Annotated in this window: 14 protein-coding genes; 10 read left to right on the top strand and 4 right to left on the bottom strand. The window is 34.6% G+C overall.

The window, feature by feature from the left end; all coding sequences use genetic code 11:
- Nucleotides 1-8: 8 nt before the first annotated feature.
- From HHU12_RS35990 to HHU12_RS30230, 5 genes are all read left to right on the top strand, one after another.
- Nucleotides 9-101 carry a transposase gene (locus HHU12_RS35990; protein WP_394353219.1) on the top strand — a complete coding sequence of 31 codons (93 nt, stop codon included), beginning with the start codon at nt 9-11 and terminating at the stop codon, nt 99-101.
- 25 nt (nt 102-126) lie between these two features.
- Complete coding sequence (locus HHU12_RS30215; RefSeq protein ID WP_169660469.1) at nt 127-1,101, top strand: hypothetical protein; 975 nt, start codon at nt 127-129, stop codon at nt 1,099-1,101.
- A 10-nt stretch (nt 1,102-1,111) separates the two neighbouring features.
- The gene (locus HHU12_RS30220; protein WP_169660470.1) at nt 1,112-1,663 is read left to right on the top strand and encodes an RNA polymerase sigma factor; all 552 of its coding nucleotides are present in this window, start codon (nt 1,112-1,114) and stop codon (nt 1,661-1,663) included.
- Nucleotides 1,650-2,048: a hypothetical protein gene (locus HHU12_RS30225; RefSeq protein WP_169660471.1), complete on the top strand. Its 399-nt coding sequence runs from the start codon at nt 1,650-1,652 to the stop codon at nt 2,046-2,048. Before HHU12_RS30220 ends, HHU12_RS30225 begins: the two co-directional genes overlap by 14 nt.
- Nucleotides 2,049-2,270: 222 nt before the next feature.
- Nucleotides 2,271-3,299 carry a phosphatase domain-containing protein gene (locus HHU12_RS30230; RefSeq protein WP_169660472.1) on the top strand — a complete coding sequence of 343 codons (1,029 nt, stop codon included), beginning with the start codon at nt 2,271-2,273 and terminating at the stop codon, nt 3,297-3,299.
- On the opposite strand, the gene HHU12_RS30235 is transcribed toward HHU12_RS30230, so the two are convergent.
- On the bottom strand, nt 3,296-3,931 hold the full coding sequence (locus HHU12_RS30235) for a 4'-phosphopantetheinyl transferase family protein (protein ID WP_169660473.1): 636 nt from the start codon (nt 3,929-3,931) through the stop codon (nt 3,296-3,298). The two genes, HHU12_RS30230 and HHU12_RS30235, sit on opposite strands and share 4 nt — an antisense overlap.
- 77 nt (nt 3,932-4,008) lie before the next feature.
- On the opposite strand from HHU12_RS30235, the gene HHU12_RS30240 reads away from it, so the two are divergent.
- Nucleotides 4,009-4,923, top strand: a complete 915-nt coding sequence (locus tag HHU12_RS30240) for a WD40 repeat domain-containing protein (RefSeq protein ID WP_169660474.1) — start codon at nt 4,009-4,011, stop codon at nt 4,921-4,923.
- A 313-nt stretch (nt 4,924-5,236) separates the two neighbouring features.
- Here the strand turns inward: HHU12_RS30240 and HHU12_RS30245 are convergent, their stop codons facing one another.
- From HHU12_RS30245 to HHU12_RS30255, 3 genes are all read right to left on the bottom strand, one after another.
- Entirely contained in the window at nt 5,237-7,210 is a 1,974-nt protein-coding gene (locus HHU12_RS30245; RefSeq protein ID WP_169660475.1) for a TonB-dependent receptor plug domain-containing protein, read from the bottom strand.
- 27 nt (nt 7,211-7,237) lie between these two features.
- Nucleotides 7,238-7,570: a hypothetical protein gene (locus HHU12_RS30250; protein WP_169660476.1), complete on the bottom strand. Its 333-nt coding sequence runs from the start codon at nt 7,568-7,570 to the stop codon at nt 7,238-7,240.
- A 117-nt stretch (nt 7,571-7,687) separates the two neighbouring features.
- A complete protein-coding gene (locus HHU12_RS30255) occupies nt 7,688-8,098 on the bottom strand; it encodes a hypothetical protein (RefSeq protein ID WP_169660477.1) in 411 nt (136 codons plus the stop codon).
- 141 nt (nt 8,099-8,239) lie between these two features.
- Between HHU12_RS30255 and HHU12_RS30260 the strand changes: the two genes are divergently transcribed.
- From HHU12_RS30260 to HHU12_RS30275, 4 genes are all read left to right on the top strand, one after another.
- The gene (locus HHU12_RS30260) at nt 8,240-8,935 is read left to right on the top strand and encodes an SDR family oxidoreductase (RefSeq protein ID WP_169660478.1); all 696 of its coding nucleotides are present in this window, start codon (nt 8,240-8,242) and stop codon (nt 8,933-8,935) included.
- Nucleotides 8,936-9,213: 278 nt separating this feature from the next.
- Nucleotides 9,214-11,034, top strand: coding sequence for a T9SS type A sorting domain-containing protein (locus tag HHU12_RS30265; RefSeq protein WP_169660479.1), 1,821 nt, complete (start codon nt 9,214-9,216; stop codon nt 11,032-11,034).
- 191 nt (nt 11,035-11,225) lie between these two features.
- Nucleotides 11,226-12,086 (top strand): Rpn family recombination-promoting nuclease/putative transposase, encoded by an 861-nt coding sequence (locus HHU12_RS30270; protein WP_169660480.1) that lies wholly within the window; start codon nt 11,226-11,228, stop codon nt 12,084-12,086.
- Between the two features lie 172 nt (nt 12,087-12,258).
- Entirely contained in the window at nt 12,259-16,254 is a 3,996-nt protein-coding gene (locus HHU12_RS30275; RefSeq protein WP_169660481.1) for a hybrid sensor histidine kinase/response regulator transcription factor, read from the top strand.
- Nucleotides 16,255-16,599 lie beyond the last annotated feature (345 nt).

Raw genomic sequence — 16,599 nt, forward strand, 5'->3', positions numbered from 1 at the left:
TCTTTTACTTGCCTCCTTATTCGCCACACTTAAATATTATTGAAAGGCTTTGGAAAGAAATGAAACAATCTCAAAACTCAAAAGGGACCTCAAAATGCTAACGCCTGGTATAATTATTACAAGGCAATGCGTGCTTTTTACCAAAGAGATGATATGTCAACTTGGAACAACGACAGAGGGGCAATATTTGCAAAACTTCAGCCCATTATCAATACATCAAAAAAGCATATCGGTCAGAAGTACGAGTATTTCTTGATGGAAAGTGTCAATACTGATGATGGAGAAAAAGCTTTTAATTACCTTAAAAAGGCATATGTGACCAATCCAGAGAGAATAGAAACTTATGAGGGTTTATTGACAAGGTATATTATTGATCAAGAGTGGAGTGAGGCGAAAGAAGTGGCTTTGAGGATTTATGAAAGTAATCTTTATTCAAATCAAGCTTATTTATGGAATCATAATGTGCTTATGTCTACACGAGGTAAATCAATTGTTTTTTCACATGGAGACATGGATACTTTACCAAGGCATGTATTACAACTGGCAAAAGGAGTTGGTGATAATGCTTTTATAATTAATGAGTGGCTGTTGGGTTATCATGAAAAATACCGCAATAAGGTATGTCAGTATTTAGGAATCAGAAATTACTCTAAGAAGCTGAGTGATTTTGCTGATATGGCTACTTTCAAAAATGCAATTGTTGCTTATATCATTGAGCAGTCAAAGAGTACTTATCAAATTTATTTTGGATGTGGAACAGATATTCAACTCTTTGAAAAATTGGGAGTCAAAGAGAATATGTACCTGACGGGAGTTGTATTTCAATACAGTGAGGAAGCTTTGGATAATCTATCTTTGACCATTGATAACTTTGAAAATAGATATAATCTTGATTATCTGAAGACAAATTACCAATTTCATCCGCATGATGCTATTATTCAAAAATACCTCAATGCAACCTATATTCCAGGAATGAACAAATTGAAAAAGCATTACGCAACAGTTGAAGATCAAAGGAAGGTAGAAAAGTACAATCAACTGATGCATCAGATAGCGGTTAATAGTGGCAGACAAGCAGAAATTGAAGCGTGGTATAAATAAGTATTTAAGAATGGAAAACTTAACAGACGAAGAGCTGATGATGCAATTTCTGGAGTCTGATAATCAAAAAGCTTTTGAAGTTTTATATCATAAGTATTTTGTTCTTCTTTCAAAATATCTAGGTTGGATGTCGGGAAGTATGGAACAAGGAAGGGAAATAGCACAGCACACTTTCGTGAAATTACTGCATAAGTCTTATACTTTTAACGCTAAAAAAAGTTTTAAAGTCTGGCTTTATGTGATAGGTAAGAATCATTGGTTGAATGAGAAAAGAAAGTTAGATCGTTTTACAAATCATGCGCCTGCAGTGGTACAGGAAGAGGGGAAAGAGGATGGAAGTCAGACTTTTCAGCTTCAAAAAATGCAAATGGTATTGAGTACGTTGAGTGCCTTGCATAGGGAAACATTTGTTTTGAAGTATCTGGATAATTTGAGTATTCAGGAAATTGCAGAAACCATGCAATGCAGTGAAGGTACAGTGAAGTCCAGACTTTTCTATGCGATGAAAAATATGAGGTCTAAAATGAAAGAATTTAAAACGGAATACAATGGAAAATTTTGAAGATAGATTGTTTGATTTGTTCTCTCAGAAAAGCTTTGAGGAACTTACTTCTGAAGAGCAGGAGTTAGTATTAAAAAATATGACGGAGGAGGAGTATCAGGAAAACTATGCTATGATACATGAATTTAAAGAAGTAGATGCTTCTATAACTATAGCAACAACTTCTTTGGCGACTGAAAAAGGAAAGACTATCAACTATTTTTATCAATCTATACCTGTTTACAAAGCTGTGGCAGGGATTGTATTGGCTGTTTTACTGAGTTTTATTTTACAGTTTTATGTGTTTCAAAATGAAAAAAAAATTACTGTAAAAGACGATGTGTCACCTCAAAGTACTCCACTTACAGAGGAAAATTATCCTAGCAGTTTAGTAGTAAATCTTTGATTGAAAAGATCTTCAAAACGCTTTATTTGAGTTGATATTTTTGGCAGTTCGTGGTGAGTTTTTAATTTTCTTTTAGAGAGCATTGGAATCTCAATGAAATCACTTTTTAGCTCCAAAACTCTCAACTCTTCATTCAAATTCCCCAATTAAATCATGCACATTTACCAAAAATAGATTAGATTCAAGTTGTGTTAATCATTTTTCATTAAATCTTATCTCATTTTGAGTAAATCAACGGTTTTATTGCCATTAATTGGCTTTGAACATAAAAATATACTTTCACTAGAAGGGCAATTGCTCATTTTTAAAACAGGTTTGTTGGATCTTTCTCAGAAACCGGAAGGATTTAGAAGACATGTATCACGTTTATGGAAGTTGTACAATCAAAATCCGATTACTCAAGCTCATATTTATGCAAAAATAGAGGAGGAGGTTTTTGAAATTGATTTAGATGAAAATGGGTATTTCAGATCTGAGTTTACATTAACGAAAAATTATACGGATAAGGAACTGAACACTTCTTTGAAATTTTACTTGGATAAAGCTTTAACGCAGAAGATCAAACTGCCAAGTATTTCGAAAGGAGGTATCAAAAGGATTTCTGAACATAGGAAATATATGGTCATTTCTGATATCGATGATACCGTATTGATTACACACGCCACTTCATTTTTGAAACGTATTCCTCAGACCATTGTAAAGCATGCTTTCAAAAGAAAAGAAGTGAAGGCAATGAGTAAGTTTTACAATGAGATGAAAGCCCAGGGAGCATCATTTTTCTATGTTTCCAATAGCGAAATGAACCTTTTCTGGGTGATAAAACTTTTTCTATCCACCAGAGAATTTCCTAAAGGTCCGATCTATTTGAGGTATCACAAAAACTGGAAAGATTTTATTTCGAATAGAAAAAATATAGGCTTAGGACTTCAAAAGTCACAGCATAAAATCGATAGAATTTCTTATTTGATTGATAAGTTCCCGAAGAGTAAATTTCTGTTGATTGGTGACAGTGGACAGAGAGACCCGTATACCTATAAATTTATTGCTGAGAAATTTCCAGATAATATTTCAGGGATTATGATACGCGATGTTTCTTCTGGAAAAAAAGATGTGGAAATGCTCAAGATCAAAAAAGAGTTGATGCCTTTGGATATTCCATTCCATATCTTTCATGATCCCAAAGAAGCGATACGACTGGAAAGAAGGTGGTATAATAAATTGAACCTGAAAGATGAAAATTTCCTAGCTTAAGAATAAGCGATGGCAATTTTTATAGTTTGAAGTTCCTCCAGCTTCAGTTTGAATTCCACAAATTCTTTATCAATTTCTTTGATTTTGACGGTGTGAGGAACGGAATGATGGAATTCCGTTTTTATTTGACTTTTGAACTCAATATTTAATTTTCCAAAAGCTTTATAAACTGCTTCTTTTATGGTCCATATTTGTGTGGCATTTGAAGGGTTTTCCTCTGTGTTTTGAGCAAAAGCTAACTCTTCTTCATTGGCAAAGCGTGGAATCAAACGAAGCACTTTAGGGTGGATGTTTTCTATGTCAATCCCTACATTTTTTTTTGAACGGTCAATAATGGCGGCTGCAAAACCTTTAGAATGAGAAAGGGAAATGCCATATTCATCATGCAGAAGAGAAGGTTTACCACTTTCCTCTTTTTTTATTCCCTTAAATTCCACCGGGCTATCTTCCAATAAATGCTGTAAAGCCACTCTTGCCGCTATGCTTTCCAAGCGCACTTTCTGATTTTTGATATGCTCAAAATTACAGTCTGTATTCTCAAGAAAAGGCAGTAATTCTTCTTCACTTTCCTCTATAGCCCACACCAAATAGGAGATGTTTTCTGTAAGATGTTGATGTTTTACAATTCCCATGAAGCAAAGATAAAGTAAGGGAATTGAATAAATGAAACAAAAAAGTAAGATATTTGTTATCACAATTAAATTTCGAAATGAGACAGATATTAGAAGTAGAAAAATTGGCCACTTTTGGAGGCCATAAAGATGGTTTATACAGTGTAGTACACTTTGATGATAAAGGGAAATTTTATACTGCAGGATCTGACGGTTTTGTTGTGGAATGGCAATTAGATGATCCTGATAAAGGAAAATTAGTAGCCAAAGTTCCTTCTACAGTTTATGCAATGTGTGCATTGAAAGAAGAAAACCTGCTTGTGGTAGGCCAAAATGGCGATGGTATACACTTATTGGATATTACCTCAGGTAAAGAATTAAAATCCCTGAAATTAACTGATCAGGCTGTATTTGGTATTGAAAGATTTGAGAACGAATTGTTCATAGGTACAGGTGATGGCTGGTTGTTTGTTGTCGATTTGCAGTCTTGGAGCGTTACTAAAAAGGTAAAAGCTTCTGAGAATTCCATACGTTCAGTAGCGGTAGATACCCAAAGAAAAAATGTTTGGGTAGGTTGCAGTGATCATACAATCAAAGGATATTCTATGGAAAGTCTAGCAGAAATCAGAGAATTGATCGGTCATGCCAATAGTGTTTTTGCACTCACACTCACTCCGGATCAACAGTATCTCGTTAGCGGAAGCAGAGATGCCCACATGCGTGTATGGAACTTAGATGGTTTTGTAGAAACCCAACAAGATATCGTAGCCCATATGTATACCATCAATGATATTGTATTCAGAAAAGATGGAAAGTACTTTGCGACTTGCAGTAAAGATAAATCCGTGAAAATTTGGAGAACTGAAGACTGGAGATTGCTTAAAGTAGTGGACAAAGCAAGGTATGCTGGACATGGTACATCTGTCAACCGATTGGCATGGATAGGGGAAGATGTGGTGGTTTCAGTCTCTGATGATCACTCTGCATCAGCATGGAAAGTTCAAGGTTTGTAAGAAATAATGCATTTTTATCGAAAAAAGATGCAAAAATACCTCTTTATGGGTATTGATTTCCCTTTAGAGAGTCTCTACTTTTACGTAACAATATTCTAATTAAGAGAAATAGTAAAATTTATACAGCAAATAATTACTTACTCTAAGTAAAAAAGAATTTTAATTAAAAGTAAAGCTTTTAATTATTTTGAGCGAAAAATAATAAACGCCCTGGTGTTGCCGGGGCGTTTTTTTATGCACGATTTTCATAAAAAAGCCACAACCCTATAAATTTAGAATTGTGGCTCCTCTTATTTAAAACAGAATTGATCAACTAGAAATCAAGGTCCATCTTAACACCTGCTCTTGCCCATCTTCCTGGCATAGGGATGTTACCAATATCATGATATTCTACATCAAATAAGTTGGAAGCTTCCACGTAGATGTTGAATCTTTTGATATTGTAGTTCACTTTTGCGTCCATCACAAAGAATGGTTTGTAATCCACTTCTCCTTTCTCAAAGTCATTGTAACCACCATTTCTATTTTGATGCGTTAATTGCCAGTTGGCAGAAAGACCTTTTACAAAAAGTGAGTGAGTGATACCCAACGTTTCTTTACTGTTTAAGTAATCCAAAACATAACGAGAATTGGTGCCTAAATCATTGGCATTTTGATCAGCAGCTAAATAAGCGGCAGAAAATTGAATGGAATGTAAGAAGGCTTCAGGGTGGAGGATACGTCTGAAATCTAATGAGGCATTAAAAGTAATACCGTTCATTGTTAACTCATTGTAGTTTTGAGGTTGGAAAATACTTTTCCCTTCTGCAGTTGTGTCCACTTGTACCCAGTCGATAATGTTTGTTCCCCATCTTCTAAACGCTGAAACACTTGCATTAACACCGTTTTTCTCATATTTCAGACCAAGCTCTAAAGTCGTAGCTCTTTCTTCTTTTAAGTTAGGGTTACCGATGTTATTTCTTCCTGCATAATATAAATCCGTGTAAGTAGGAAGACGCATTGAGGTGTTAAGTGTAGTGAATACTCTAAGTGAATTTGAAAGCTCATAAGACATATCAATACCAGGGAAAACATTGAAGCCATTGCTTGATGAATCAGCGGCAATTTGTGTGTTATAGTTCAACATAATACCCGCTGAAGCAGTGAATTTACCTAAAATGATGTTGTGCTCTAAAAATAAGCTGTAGTTAAATCTTTCATCTCCTTTTTTATAAGTAACACTATTGTCATAAGGTACTTCAATAGGGTTGATGTCTTTACCCAAACTTGTACTTAAAATCCCTTCATATTTCACATCTGCACCAATTGAAGTTTTACCCAATTTCCATGGAATGATGGTGTTTAGGTTAAAACCTGCCACGTCTACTTTGTGGTGGTTGTCTGCAACTGGATTATCTTTCCACCATTGGTAATGATCATACGTTCTGTTCCAGTAAACCATTGGAGATACTTTAATTTTACCATTATTAGTATATCTCAATGAACCATGCATTAACCTTACTCTCTCATGTTGTGTGTCAGAATCACCATAGAAAGCATTGGCGTCAAAGTCTTTATCAACAATACCCGCTGTTAGGTCAAATGTACCTCCTTTAACATCATAGGCACCATGGTAATAGGCATTTGCACGTTCAAAAGCGGTGTTTTTAGTATATCCGTCACTTTTATTGTAAGATGCGTTGATCATATGTCTTGTTTTGCCCGAAGTAAGATTTACTCTACCTACATATTTCTGTAGGTTAAAATCACCAAACATTGCGTGAGCATAGATATTATTTTTATCCATAGGCTTTGTCTGTACGTTGACAGCTCCCGTAAAAGCATTGGCTCCGAAAACTCTAGAAGCAGGACCTTCCAATACCTCAATCGCATTAACCGCTTCCATATCTACTGGTAAGAATAAGTTATGGTGACCTGTTTGAGGGTTATTCATATTCACACCGTTCAGTAATACTAATGATTGATCAAAAGTACCACCACGAATAATTACATCACCTTGAATATCAAGAGGACCTCTAGATTTTAAATCTACAGAAGCTACATATTTCAAGATCTGATCAAAACTTTGTGCAGGCATTTTTTGAATATCTTCTGCACCGATATAAGTAATAATACGAGCTTGTTCAGAGTATAATTGAGGAACACGACCTGAGCTTACTGCCACTTCTTCCAAATAGTATGAAGAGATCTTAGAACTGTCTTGTTCCATTTTTTCTTGAGCGAAACCTAAGGTTCCAATCGTGAAGAATAGTAAGAATGCAACTAAATTTGAGTAGTGTTTTTTCATGTCTAAAAATAGAAAAAGCACTGAATGTTAGATGTTTACATCTATACTCAGTGCTTTATTGTATTGAAATATTACAAAGTTACGGTTCAAAGGTCCCAATTTGGGAGTTTTGTTCACAATAACTTCATTAAAAACTAAAATTGAATTAAAATCAGGAGTTGATTCTGAAGAAATAGCTTGATAATCAGTTTCTTCATCAACCATGAATAAGGTTCTCGCAATACGACCTTCCATGATAATTTGAGGAAACTGAAAATGGAGTTGAATATTGAGCATACCGATCTTGATCTCTTTTTTCAAAGAGTTAAAGGCGGCATAGCCTTTTCTGCTCCATCTATTAAAAAACATTCCTTCTCCCATGATCTTGAATTACATCACAAAGGAGGAGAAAAAAGTGTTATAATAATATAATATTGATCAACTAATAACACACATTAACAATGACTTTGCAACGTTATTAGTGTTACATAAGTGGTGTTATCTGAAATATTTTTTAAGATATACAGAAACGAAATTTTCTATTTTAAAGCTATTGTTTTTGATAAGTTCTACAGTTTCAACACCATCACAAGTTGATTTTTGAGCTCCGTGGTATTGGATGGTCTTGAAGTCTTGTCCGGTTTCAGTATCAAGAAGATGTTGCATTTGAGCAACGATCAGTTTAATGTTAGATTGAGATTTTACAGCATTCTTTTTAAAAGAATCAATGCAAAGGTCTCCCATTCTATTTAAAGAAGAATCCGGTGTGTTTTCGATTAGTGAAAAGATACCGTTTTGTGTTTTAGTTCTGAATTTTTGAAAAGATTCAGAAGAAGAAATAGATGCTTCTTGGGCAAATACCCCCGTACAAAGCATGCTTAGTATAGAAAACAAAATTAGGCGATTCATTGTATTAGGTAAAATAAGTTTTTTCATTTAGTTTCGATACTCAAAATTAAGAAATATAGACCACTTGGCATTACATGTTTTGACTTGTTATGTTAAAAGTTGGAACTTATACAAATAGAAAGTATTTAAAATCAGATTATTATGATCGTTGTAACAGGAGGAACAAAAGGTATTGGTAGAGCAATCATTGAGAAATTTGCTCAAGAAGGAAAAAATATAGTAGTATGTGCTAGAAACAAAGAAGATCTTTCCTCTTTGAAAGAGGCAGTTGAAAATGCACACAATGTTAAAGTGGCAACATTTTCAGCAGATGTTTCCAAAAAAGAAGAATGTAAAGCTTTTGTTGATTTTGTAAATGCACAAGCGGAAGATATCGAAGTATTGGTCAATAATGCAGGTGTATTTGTTCCGGGCTCAATTCATGATGAAGATGAAGGGGCTTTTGAAATGATGATGCAAACCAATATGTACTCTACTTATTATATCACAAGAGGGTTGATCAAAACAATGATCGATAATAAGAAAGGATATATCTTCAACATTGCTTCAGTAGCTTCTTTTATGGCTTATGCCAATGGCGGTTCTTATTCTATCTCAAAACATGCGATGCTTGGTTTTTCAAAATGCTTGAGAGAAGAAATGAAACCTTATAATGTAAAAGTCACTTCTGTGATGCCGGGTGCTACTTACACTAATAGCTGGGCAGGGGTAGATTTACCTGAAGAGCGTTTTATGAAATCAGAAGATATTGCAGACCTAGTAATGTCAGCTTATAAACTTTCTGATAGTGCGGTAGTGGAAGATTTAGTGGTGAGACCTCAACTAGGAGATATCTAAAAACAAGTATAATAGGCTTTTATTAAGGCAGTGTGAAGAGAGGTAACTGAAAAAGTTGACCTCTCTTTTTTTAAGTAAAAAGTTTTAGCGAATAAACGTAAAGACAGTCAACCAAAAATGATAAAAATAGTATTTGATCTATGACATTAATAGAAGTCAAAAGAGAATTGAAATCAAATATTGTATTTCGATAAATAATAAGCTGTCCAAACGAAAGCAATTACTGTGTTTTAATGCCCTCTGAAATATTGATGTCGTGTTACTTTTATTGTTTTACTATGATGAAAGCTGTACGATTTTTATTAGCAGTAGTATATTCATTACAAATGACTTATGCCCAAACGGGACCGGGCGGTGTAGGTTCCACAGATGGTTCTTCTAACCTAAAATATTGGTTAAATGCGAGTGAAGGGATCATTAGTGAAAATAAAATTATTTCGATTGAAGATTTATCGGGTAACTCGGTAAAAAATATTATTACAGGAGGAATTAAAATCAATCCTTCTTCAATCAATGGCTATGATGCAATTACTTTTGATGGTATTAGATCTGGCAAAAATAAGTATGACCAAATAGTTACAGATCTATCCATCAATAACGGTCTTCATCCAAACATCACAATTATTGCTGTTTACATACCTGCAAGTGAAAATTCGGGTGGTGTATGGGGAGATAAAAAAGTGAATGGCGGACGCTACATTATGGATAATGGTGGTTATTATAGTGATGTAGTTGGGAGTGGTGCTGGGACATTAATAGGTGTTGGAGATATCTTCCCAGAAAATACACCTGTGATTACTTCAGTTGCCTTTCAAAATAGTAGTTCCTCGCTTTCTTATGTTTTTAAGGATGCTGGAATAGAAACCACATTCACTTCTTTTTCAAGTGGTGTAAACTCTTCCAATTTTACAATAGGTACAATTGGCCACGGACATAATAGTAATACTTTTCATGGAGATATTGCGGAGGTGATTGTTTATGAGGAAGTAAGTGTATTTAATCTCTATTTTATTCATAATTACCTTGGTGCGAAATATGGGATTGAGCTTTCCTCTATTTTTGATCTTTATACTCAGGATAACCCTGAAAATGGAGATTTTGATCATGATGTAGCAGGTATTGGAAGAGTACTTCTTGATGTAAATGATGATGCTCAAGGTACGGGGGTGGTTAGAATATCCAATCCATCTAATTTGGGTAATAATGAGTTTATGTTTTGGGGACACAATAATGGTAGCCTTGAAATGATAGATGATATGGATATGCCTTCTGACCTCACTGCTCGTTTAGAAAGAGAATGGAGAGTGAGTGAAGTCAACATCATCAAAAGGTCGATTGATGTAGGGCCGATTGATATTCAGTTTGATTTATCAGAAATGGAAGCCCTCGAACCTTCAGACTTGAGACTATTAGTAGACACAAATAATGATGGAAGTTTTGACGATGAAACTGGCATAGATGGAGCTGTAAAAGTGGGTGAGGGTATTTATCAATTTACCAATGTCAGCGAGATTACAGACAATGCTAGATTTACTTTAGGAACTGTGCAGGAATTAGTTGACTTACCAATTGTATTAAGCTATTTCACAGCAGAAGTGACATCAAGCGGACAAGTGTATTTGGAATGGGAAACAGCTTCTGAAATCAACAACGATTATTTTACAGTTTACCGCTCAAGAGATGGAAGAGCATGGGAGGAAATAGGTCGTATAGATGGAGCCGGAAACTCCTCTGTAGCATTAAGATATTCAATGATAGATTATTCGCCTTTAGAAGGGACATCCTTCTACTATTTAAAACAAACGGATTTTGATGGAAAGTACGAATACAGTGAAACGGCTAAAGTTACAGTCGGACGGACTTTAGCGTTGCAGGTAAATGTCTTCCCAAATCCAGTGACTAGCGAAGTGTGTGTTGAAGGTTCGGCGTTAGAAAGAGATCAATTGAGAATTTATAATTCCGTTGGTCAAGAGGTTACACTTTCCGCCAACCTTATTAGTAAGAATGAATATTTCTCGGTTTTTGACTTCACTAATTTTAAACAAGGTATGTATTATATCAAGACGAGAAGCGTAACGAAGAAGGTATTCAAAAAGTAATAGGATTATAGTATAGCAAGATTTAAACACTAGCTTGATTCAGGCTGGTGTTTTTTCATTTAAATGGATGAAATTAATTGTTGCATTCTTGAATTGAAATAGGGTAGGTATTTGTTCGAATTATTAGATGTGTTAGCTTTGTGTTGTTGATTATAGAAAAATGTAATTGGTTTAAAATTAATTTATTCGAGATGGAAAACAGAAACTTAATTCGATTTGATTGGGCTATGAAGCGGTTACTACGTAATAAAGCTGATTACTCGGTATTAGAAGGTTTTCTATCTGAATTAATGAAAGAGGATGTAAGCATCGAAAGTATTCTTGAAAGTGAAAGTAATCAACAAATAGAGGTTGATAAATACAACCGAGTTGATATATTAGTGAAAAATGAGAAAGGTGAATTAGTCATCATTGAGATTCAAAACCAATTAGAGTATGATTATTTTCAAAGGATGATTTATGGAACCTCAAAAGCAGTAACCGAGTATATTGCTTTGGGAGAGTCATACAAACAAGTGAAAAAAGTTTATTCCGTAAATATTGTATATTTTGATCTAGGACAAGGTGAAGATTATGTTTATCATGGAAGAACTTATTTTGAAGGAATTCATAAAAAAGATCAATTAACACTTTCTGCTAAACAGAAAATTTTGATGTCTGGAAAAAGTACACCTTCAGATTTATTTCCAGAGTTTTATGTTATCAAAGTAAACCAATTCAACGATATTGCTCAAGATAGTTTAGATGAGTGGATTTATTATTTTAAGAATAATGAAATAAAAGAAACCTTTAAAGCAAAAGGGTTATTAAAAGCAAAAGAACTTTTAAGGGTTGACCAATTATCTACAGAAGAACAAGCAAAATATAAGCTACATCTTAAAAACTTAAGAGATGAAGCTAGTAGATTATTTACCCTTAAGGCAGATGCTGAGTTTGAGGTAGAGAATAGAAAGGCCTTACAAATAGCAAAAACGCTTAAGGATGATGGATTTCCTCTAGAAGCAATAGCTAAGAGTACAGGTTTAACAATTGATGAAATTAACGAACTATAAAGACAGAATATTCTTTATTTCTTTCTAAATTTGTGTACTTCCAAAATCGTATTTAGTTAAGCTAGACAAGTCACTTTCTTTACAATGTTAGAGAAGGGTGCTTTGTTGCAATTTTTTTGAAATGAAATCTACTTTTAGACGACTCATACATTTTTTATTGTTAGCCCTTATAGTGTCAAATAGTATTTGGGCCAATGAGGTATTGAACTTTAGAACCCTAAATCCTGAAAAAGGGCTGTCGCATATTAATGTTACTTCCATTTTACAGGACAAACATGGGTATATATGGCTTGGGACGAACAACGGTATTAATCAATACGATGGTTTTACAGTAAAGAACTATTACAGTAGTCTTTCAGAAAAAGTGGGGTTGAGCAGTAATCGAATTTCCACGATGTATGAAAGTAAAGCAGGTGACCTCTGGGTGGGGACTAGAGATGCCGGTTTGAATAAATTTATTTCACAATCTTATGGTTTTGAGCAGTATACTACCGGTCAGGCTTTTAATATTACAAGTATTAATGAGGACATGAACGGTAATATATGGTTTGGCGAATTACGAAAGGGTTTAGGGCTTTTGGATATAGAGAAAAAGAAAGTAGCTTTTTTTCAGCCGATGGATGCTAAGGTGATTATCTCAGAAATTCTTCCTTTGCCCTCAGGTGATTTTTTAATAGGAACAAGAGGAAGTGGTCTTTATTTCTTTGATCTTAATACTAGGAAATTCACTAAAGTTATTGGTCATGAGTTTTTAGAAGAAGGATCTATTAGAGGTCTTATACTAACAGGAACTTCTGTTTTTGTGGCCACTTATAATTCAATATATGAATTGGAAATCGATGAAAATCAGGTTTCAACGATAAAAAAACTGCCAGTAGATGAATCAATTACAGCAATATCTTCGATTTGTTTGAAGGAAAATCAGCTTTGGGTAGGTACCAAAAGTGGTTTATTTCATGTATCACTCTTGGAGGATTATAAGACAACCTCCATTGTGAGTGAGAAAAATGTATTGAACAGTTTGGTGAGTAATAATATCAACTCACTCTTAATTGATAAATCAAATATTCTCTGGGTAGGAACTTCATCAGGTAGCAGTTATGTTAACCTTCAATCACTTTCCTTGCGAACAGTACATTTAAGTGCTTTGCAAAAAGAAAATGTCAATGTAGTCTATGAAGACCGATTAGGGCAGACTTGGTTTGGCTTGAAAAGCGGTAAATTGGTGAAATATGCCAATAATAATACCGTAGAATATTCCTCTGATTCAAAATCAAATTACAACTTGAATGCTTACGGAGGGGTAGAAGCACTTTGTGAAGATGATTTCGGTAACTTATGGATCGGTAGCTGGGGAGGTGGACTTCATTCTATTTCTCTAAAAGAAGAAAAGGCAGGGAAAGCGTATTTTAAGAGAATTGATAATAAGTATCTGACATCCAAAACCATTACATCTCTAGCCTTTTATGATAATGCTCTTTTTGTAGGCACTTTCCGAAAAGGATTAAATAAGCTTTCCATTGATAAAAAAGGGAACGTACTGAAATCAAAACAATATTGGAGAAAGAGTGAGGAGTTGCCTCTTATGAGCAATACTATTAATTATATGTATGTCGATCCTTTCGAAAAATGTTTATGGACGAGTACACCTAGTGGATTGGCAAAAATCAAAAGAAAAGGCAAAAAACTGACTTACAAAGTGTATAATGTGATCAATATTGATGGAAAGGTCAACTCCGCTTTTTGTTGGGAAATCTGCAGGTCTTCAAGGTCTACACTATGGGTTGGAACCATTGAGAAAGGGCTTTCTAAGCTTACTTTTGATCCAAAATCACTTCAATTAGTAGACATCAAAACCTATACAACAAAAGACGGATTACCTTCTAATTCCATTCAATCCCTTGTATTTGATTCATTGAGTAATTATTTGTGGGTAGGTGGTAAAAGCCTGACGGCATTTGATACAGAAAATGAAATCACTCATGTTTTTAATACGGATGATGGTATTGAAGGAGGTTATTTTAGAGTGAACTGTGCTACTCAATTAGCGGATGGAAGCCTTTGTTTTGCTTCCGATAAAGCTTTGAACTATATTCTTGCGGGAAAAATATTAGAAAATAAACACCTTCCACATACCATTATTAATTCACTTTATGTTTTTGGTCAGCCTATTGAGCAAGGACAAGCCTTGGATAGTGAAATATTACTTGAAAAGCCTTTGGAGGAAACTAAAGAAATAACTTTCCAGCATTTTCAGAATAATATTGAAATTGGTTTTAATGCCATGCACTTCGGAAATCCAGAGAAAAACAGCTATCAGTATAAGATGGAAGGCTTTGATAAAAAATGGATGACTACAGATAGAAGGAGTGTGGTGTATTCCAATCTTCCTTTCGGAAATTATGTATTTAAAGTGAAATCTGCCAACAGTGATGGCGTTTGGGAAGAAACAGGGCAAGAAATCAAAATTACGGTTTTAACGCCTTGGTGGAGAACGAAGCTGGCTTATTTGATATACCTTTTGATTATTGTGGCTATTGTGTATAAAATCAATAGAATGGTGATCAATAAACATAAGTTGGAGCAAAGTCTTGAGCTGGAACGCTATAAAATAGAGAAGAATGAAGAACTCACTTTAATGAAGATTCGTTTCTTCGTGAATATTTCTCATGAATTAAGAACACCTCTTACTTTGATTTCAAGTCCTTTGGAGACCTTATTGAAAAACACTTCTCTGGAAAGTAATGTAACAGAGTACCTCAATATCATGAAGCGTAATTCTGATCGACTTTTAGTATTGTTCGATCAGTTATTAGATTTTAGAAAAATCGAAACAGGTAACCATAAAGTGAAGTTTAAACATACAGATATCGTTAACTTTACACGCTTGGTCGCTTCCTCATTCAATACCTTGGCCAAGGACAATGATATCAATTATTCCTTCCATTCATTTATTGATTTTCAAGAGGCTTGGATAGATGAAGATATAATAGAAAAAGTAGTGTACAATCTAGTTTCAAACTCTTTTAAAAACACCAGTGAAGGAGGGAATATTCTAGTGGAACTCTCTTCTAAAAACGAAAATCACTATCAAATAGCCATTACGGATACAGGAAAGGGTATTCCGGCAGAAGAACAAGAACATATTTTCGAAGAATTCTATCAAACCCAAAATAAGACGGATAGAGGCACAGGGCTTGGTTTATCTTTGGTGAAAAGGTTGATTGATGCACATTATGGTACGATTACTTTTGAGAGTAAAGAAGGAGAAGGAACCCGTTTTGTGGTTACACTGCCATTGAGTGATGACTTTATGAAGCCTGAAGAGAAAGTGGTGGAAGAGGTGATCAATGAGGTCAGTGATGAAGCTGAAGTGAAAACAAAAGAAGATCACCGTCCAAAAATTCTAATTGTAGAAGATAATCTTGATATCGCTCATTACTTGAAAAAAGAATTGGAGCATTTATTCTCCGTTACATTAGCCCACAATGGAAAAGAAGGTTATCAGCAAGTGGTGAAAATGAAGCCTGATGTGGTGATTTCAGATATTATGATGGCTGAAATGAATGGTATTGAACTCTGTAAAGAGATCAAGAAAAACCCACATCTCAACCATATTCCTGTAATTTTATTGACCGCCAAAAGTGCAGATGAAGACCGTTTGGAAGGTATAGAAAGTGGTGCGGATGCGTATATTATCAAGCCTTTCAAAACGGAGTTCTTATTGGCCAAAGTGATGAATTTGATTGAGGAAAGGAAGCTGACCAAACAGTTTTATGCTTCTAAGAAAGATGAAAATGTCACACAGGAAGATCCAGAAAAAGATTCTTTTATCAAGAAAGCCAAAAAGGTGATTGAAGATAATTTGTTGAATGAAGGTTTTGACTCTAAAGCTTTCGCTAAAGAAATGGGATTGACCTATGCCACGCTTTACAATAGATTGAAGAAGTACGAAAACGAATCTGCCACGGGTTATATCCGTAAAATCAGGTTGGAAAAAGCGGCCGAATTGATAGCGAATTCAGATCATTCTATCAAAGAAATTCAATTCTTAGTAGGCTTCAATGATGCCAAATATTTCAGAACGAACTTCAAAAAACTATTTGATATTACTCCTTCTGACTATATGAAAAAGTACAGAAAAGTGGATTTAAAGTCAGATTTATAGGCATTTAGTACATTGTAAACTCAGCAGATTTCTAATGATTTGTAGGGCACGAATGATACTTTCACTTAACATTCGTGCCAGTGGGGTTTCCACCGAATTCGTTTGGTAGTACTTCCCCGGCCTTGAAGGGAAAAGCGTTAAGAATTTCATGGATTGAGCCGTTAAAAATGATTTTCTTGTTTGAGCTTTAGCGAGTTTAAAATCATTTAGGCGAGAGAAATGAAATTTAGCTTTAGCCTTCAAAGCCTTGACTTTTTTGCTTCGTTTTTGTGTTAAGACAAAACCTTAGATTTATAGTGTTGTATTTATCTAAGATGGTAAATTGCTTTTTAAAACTAGGGTAAA

The organism is Flammeovirga aprica JL-4 (assembly GCF_012844305.1).
Lineage (GTDB): Bacteria > Bacteroidota > Bacteroidia > Cytophagales > Flammeovirgaceae > Flammeovirga > Flammeovirga aprica.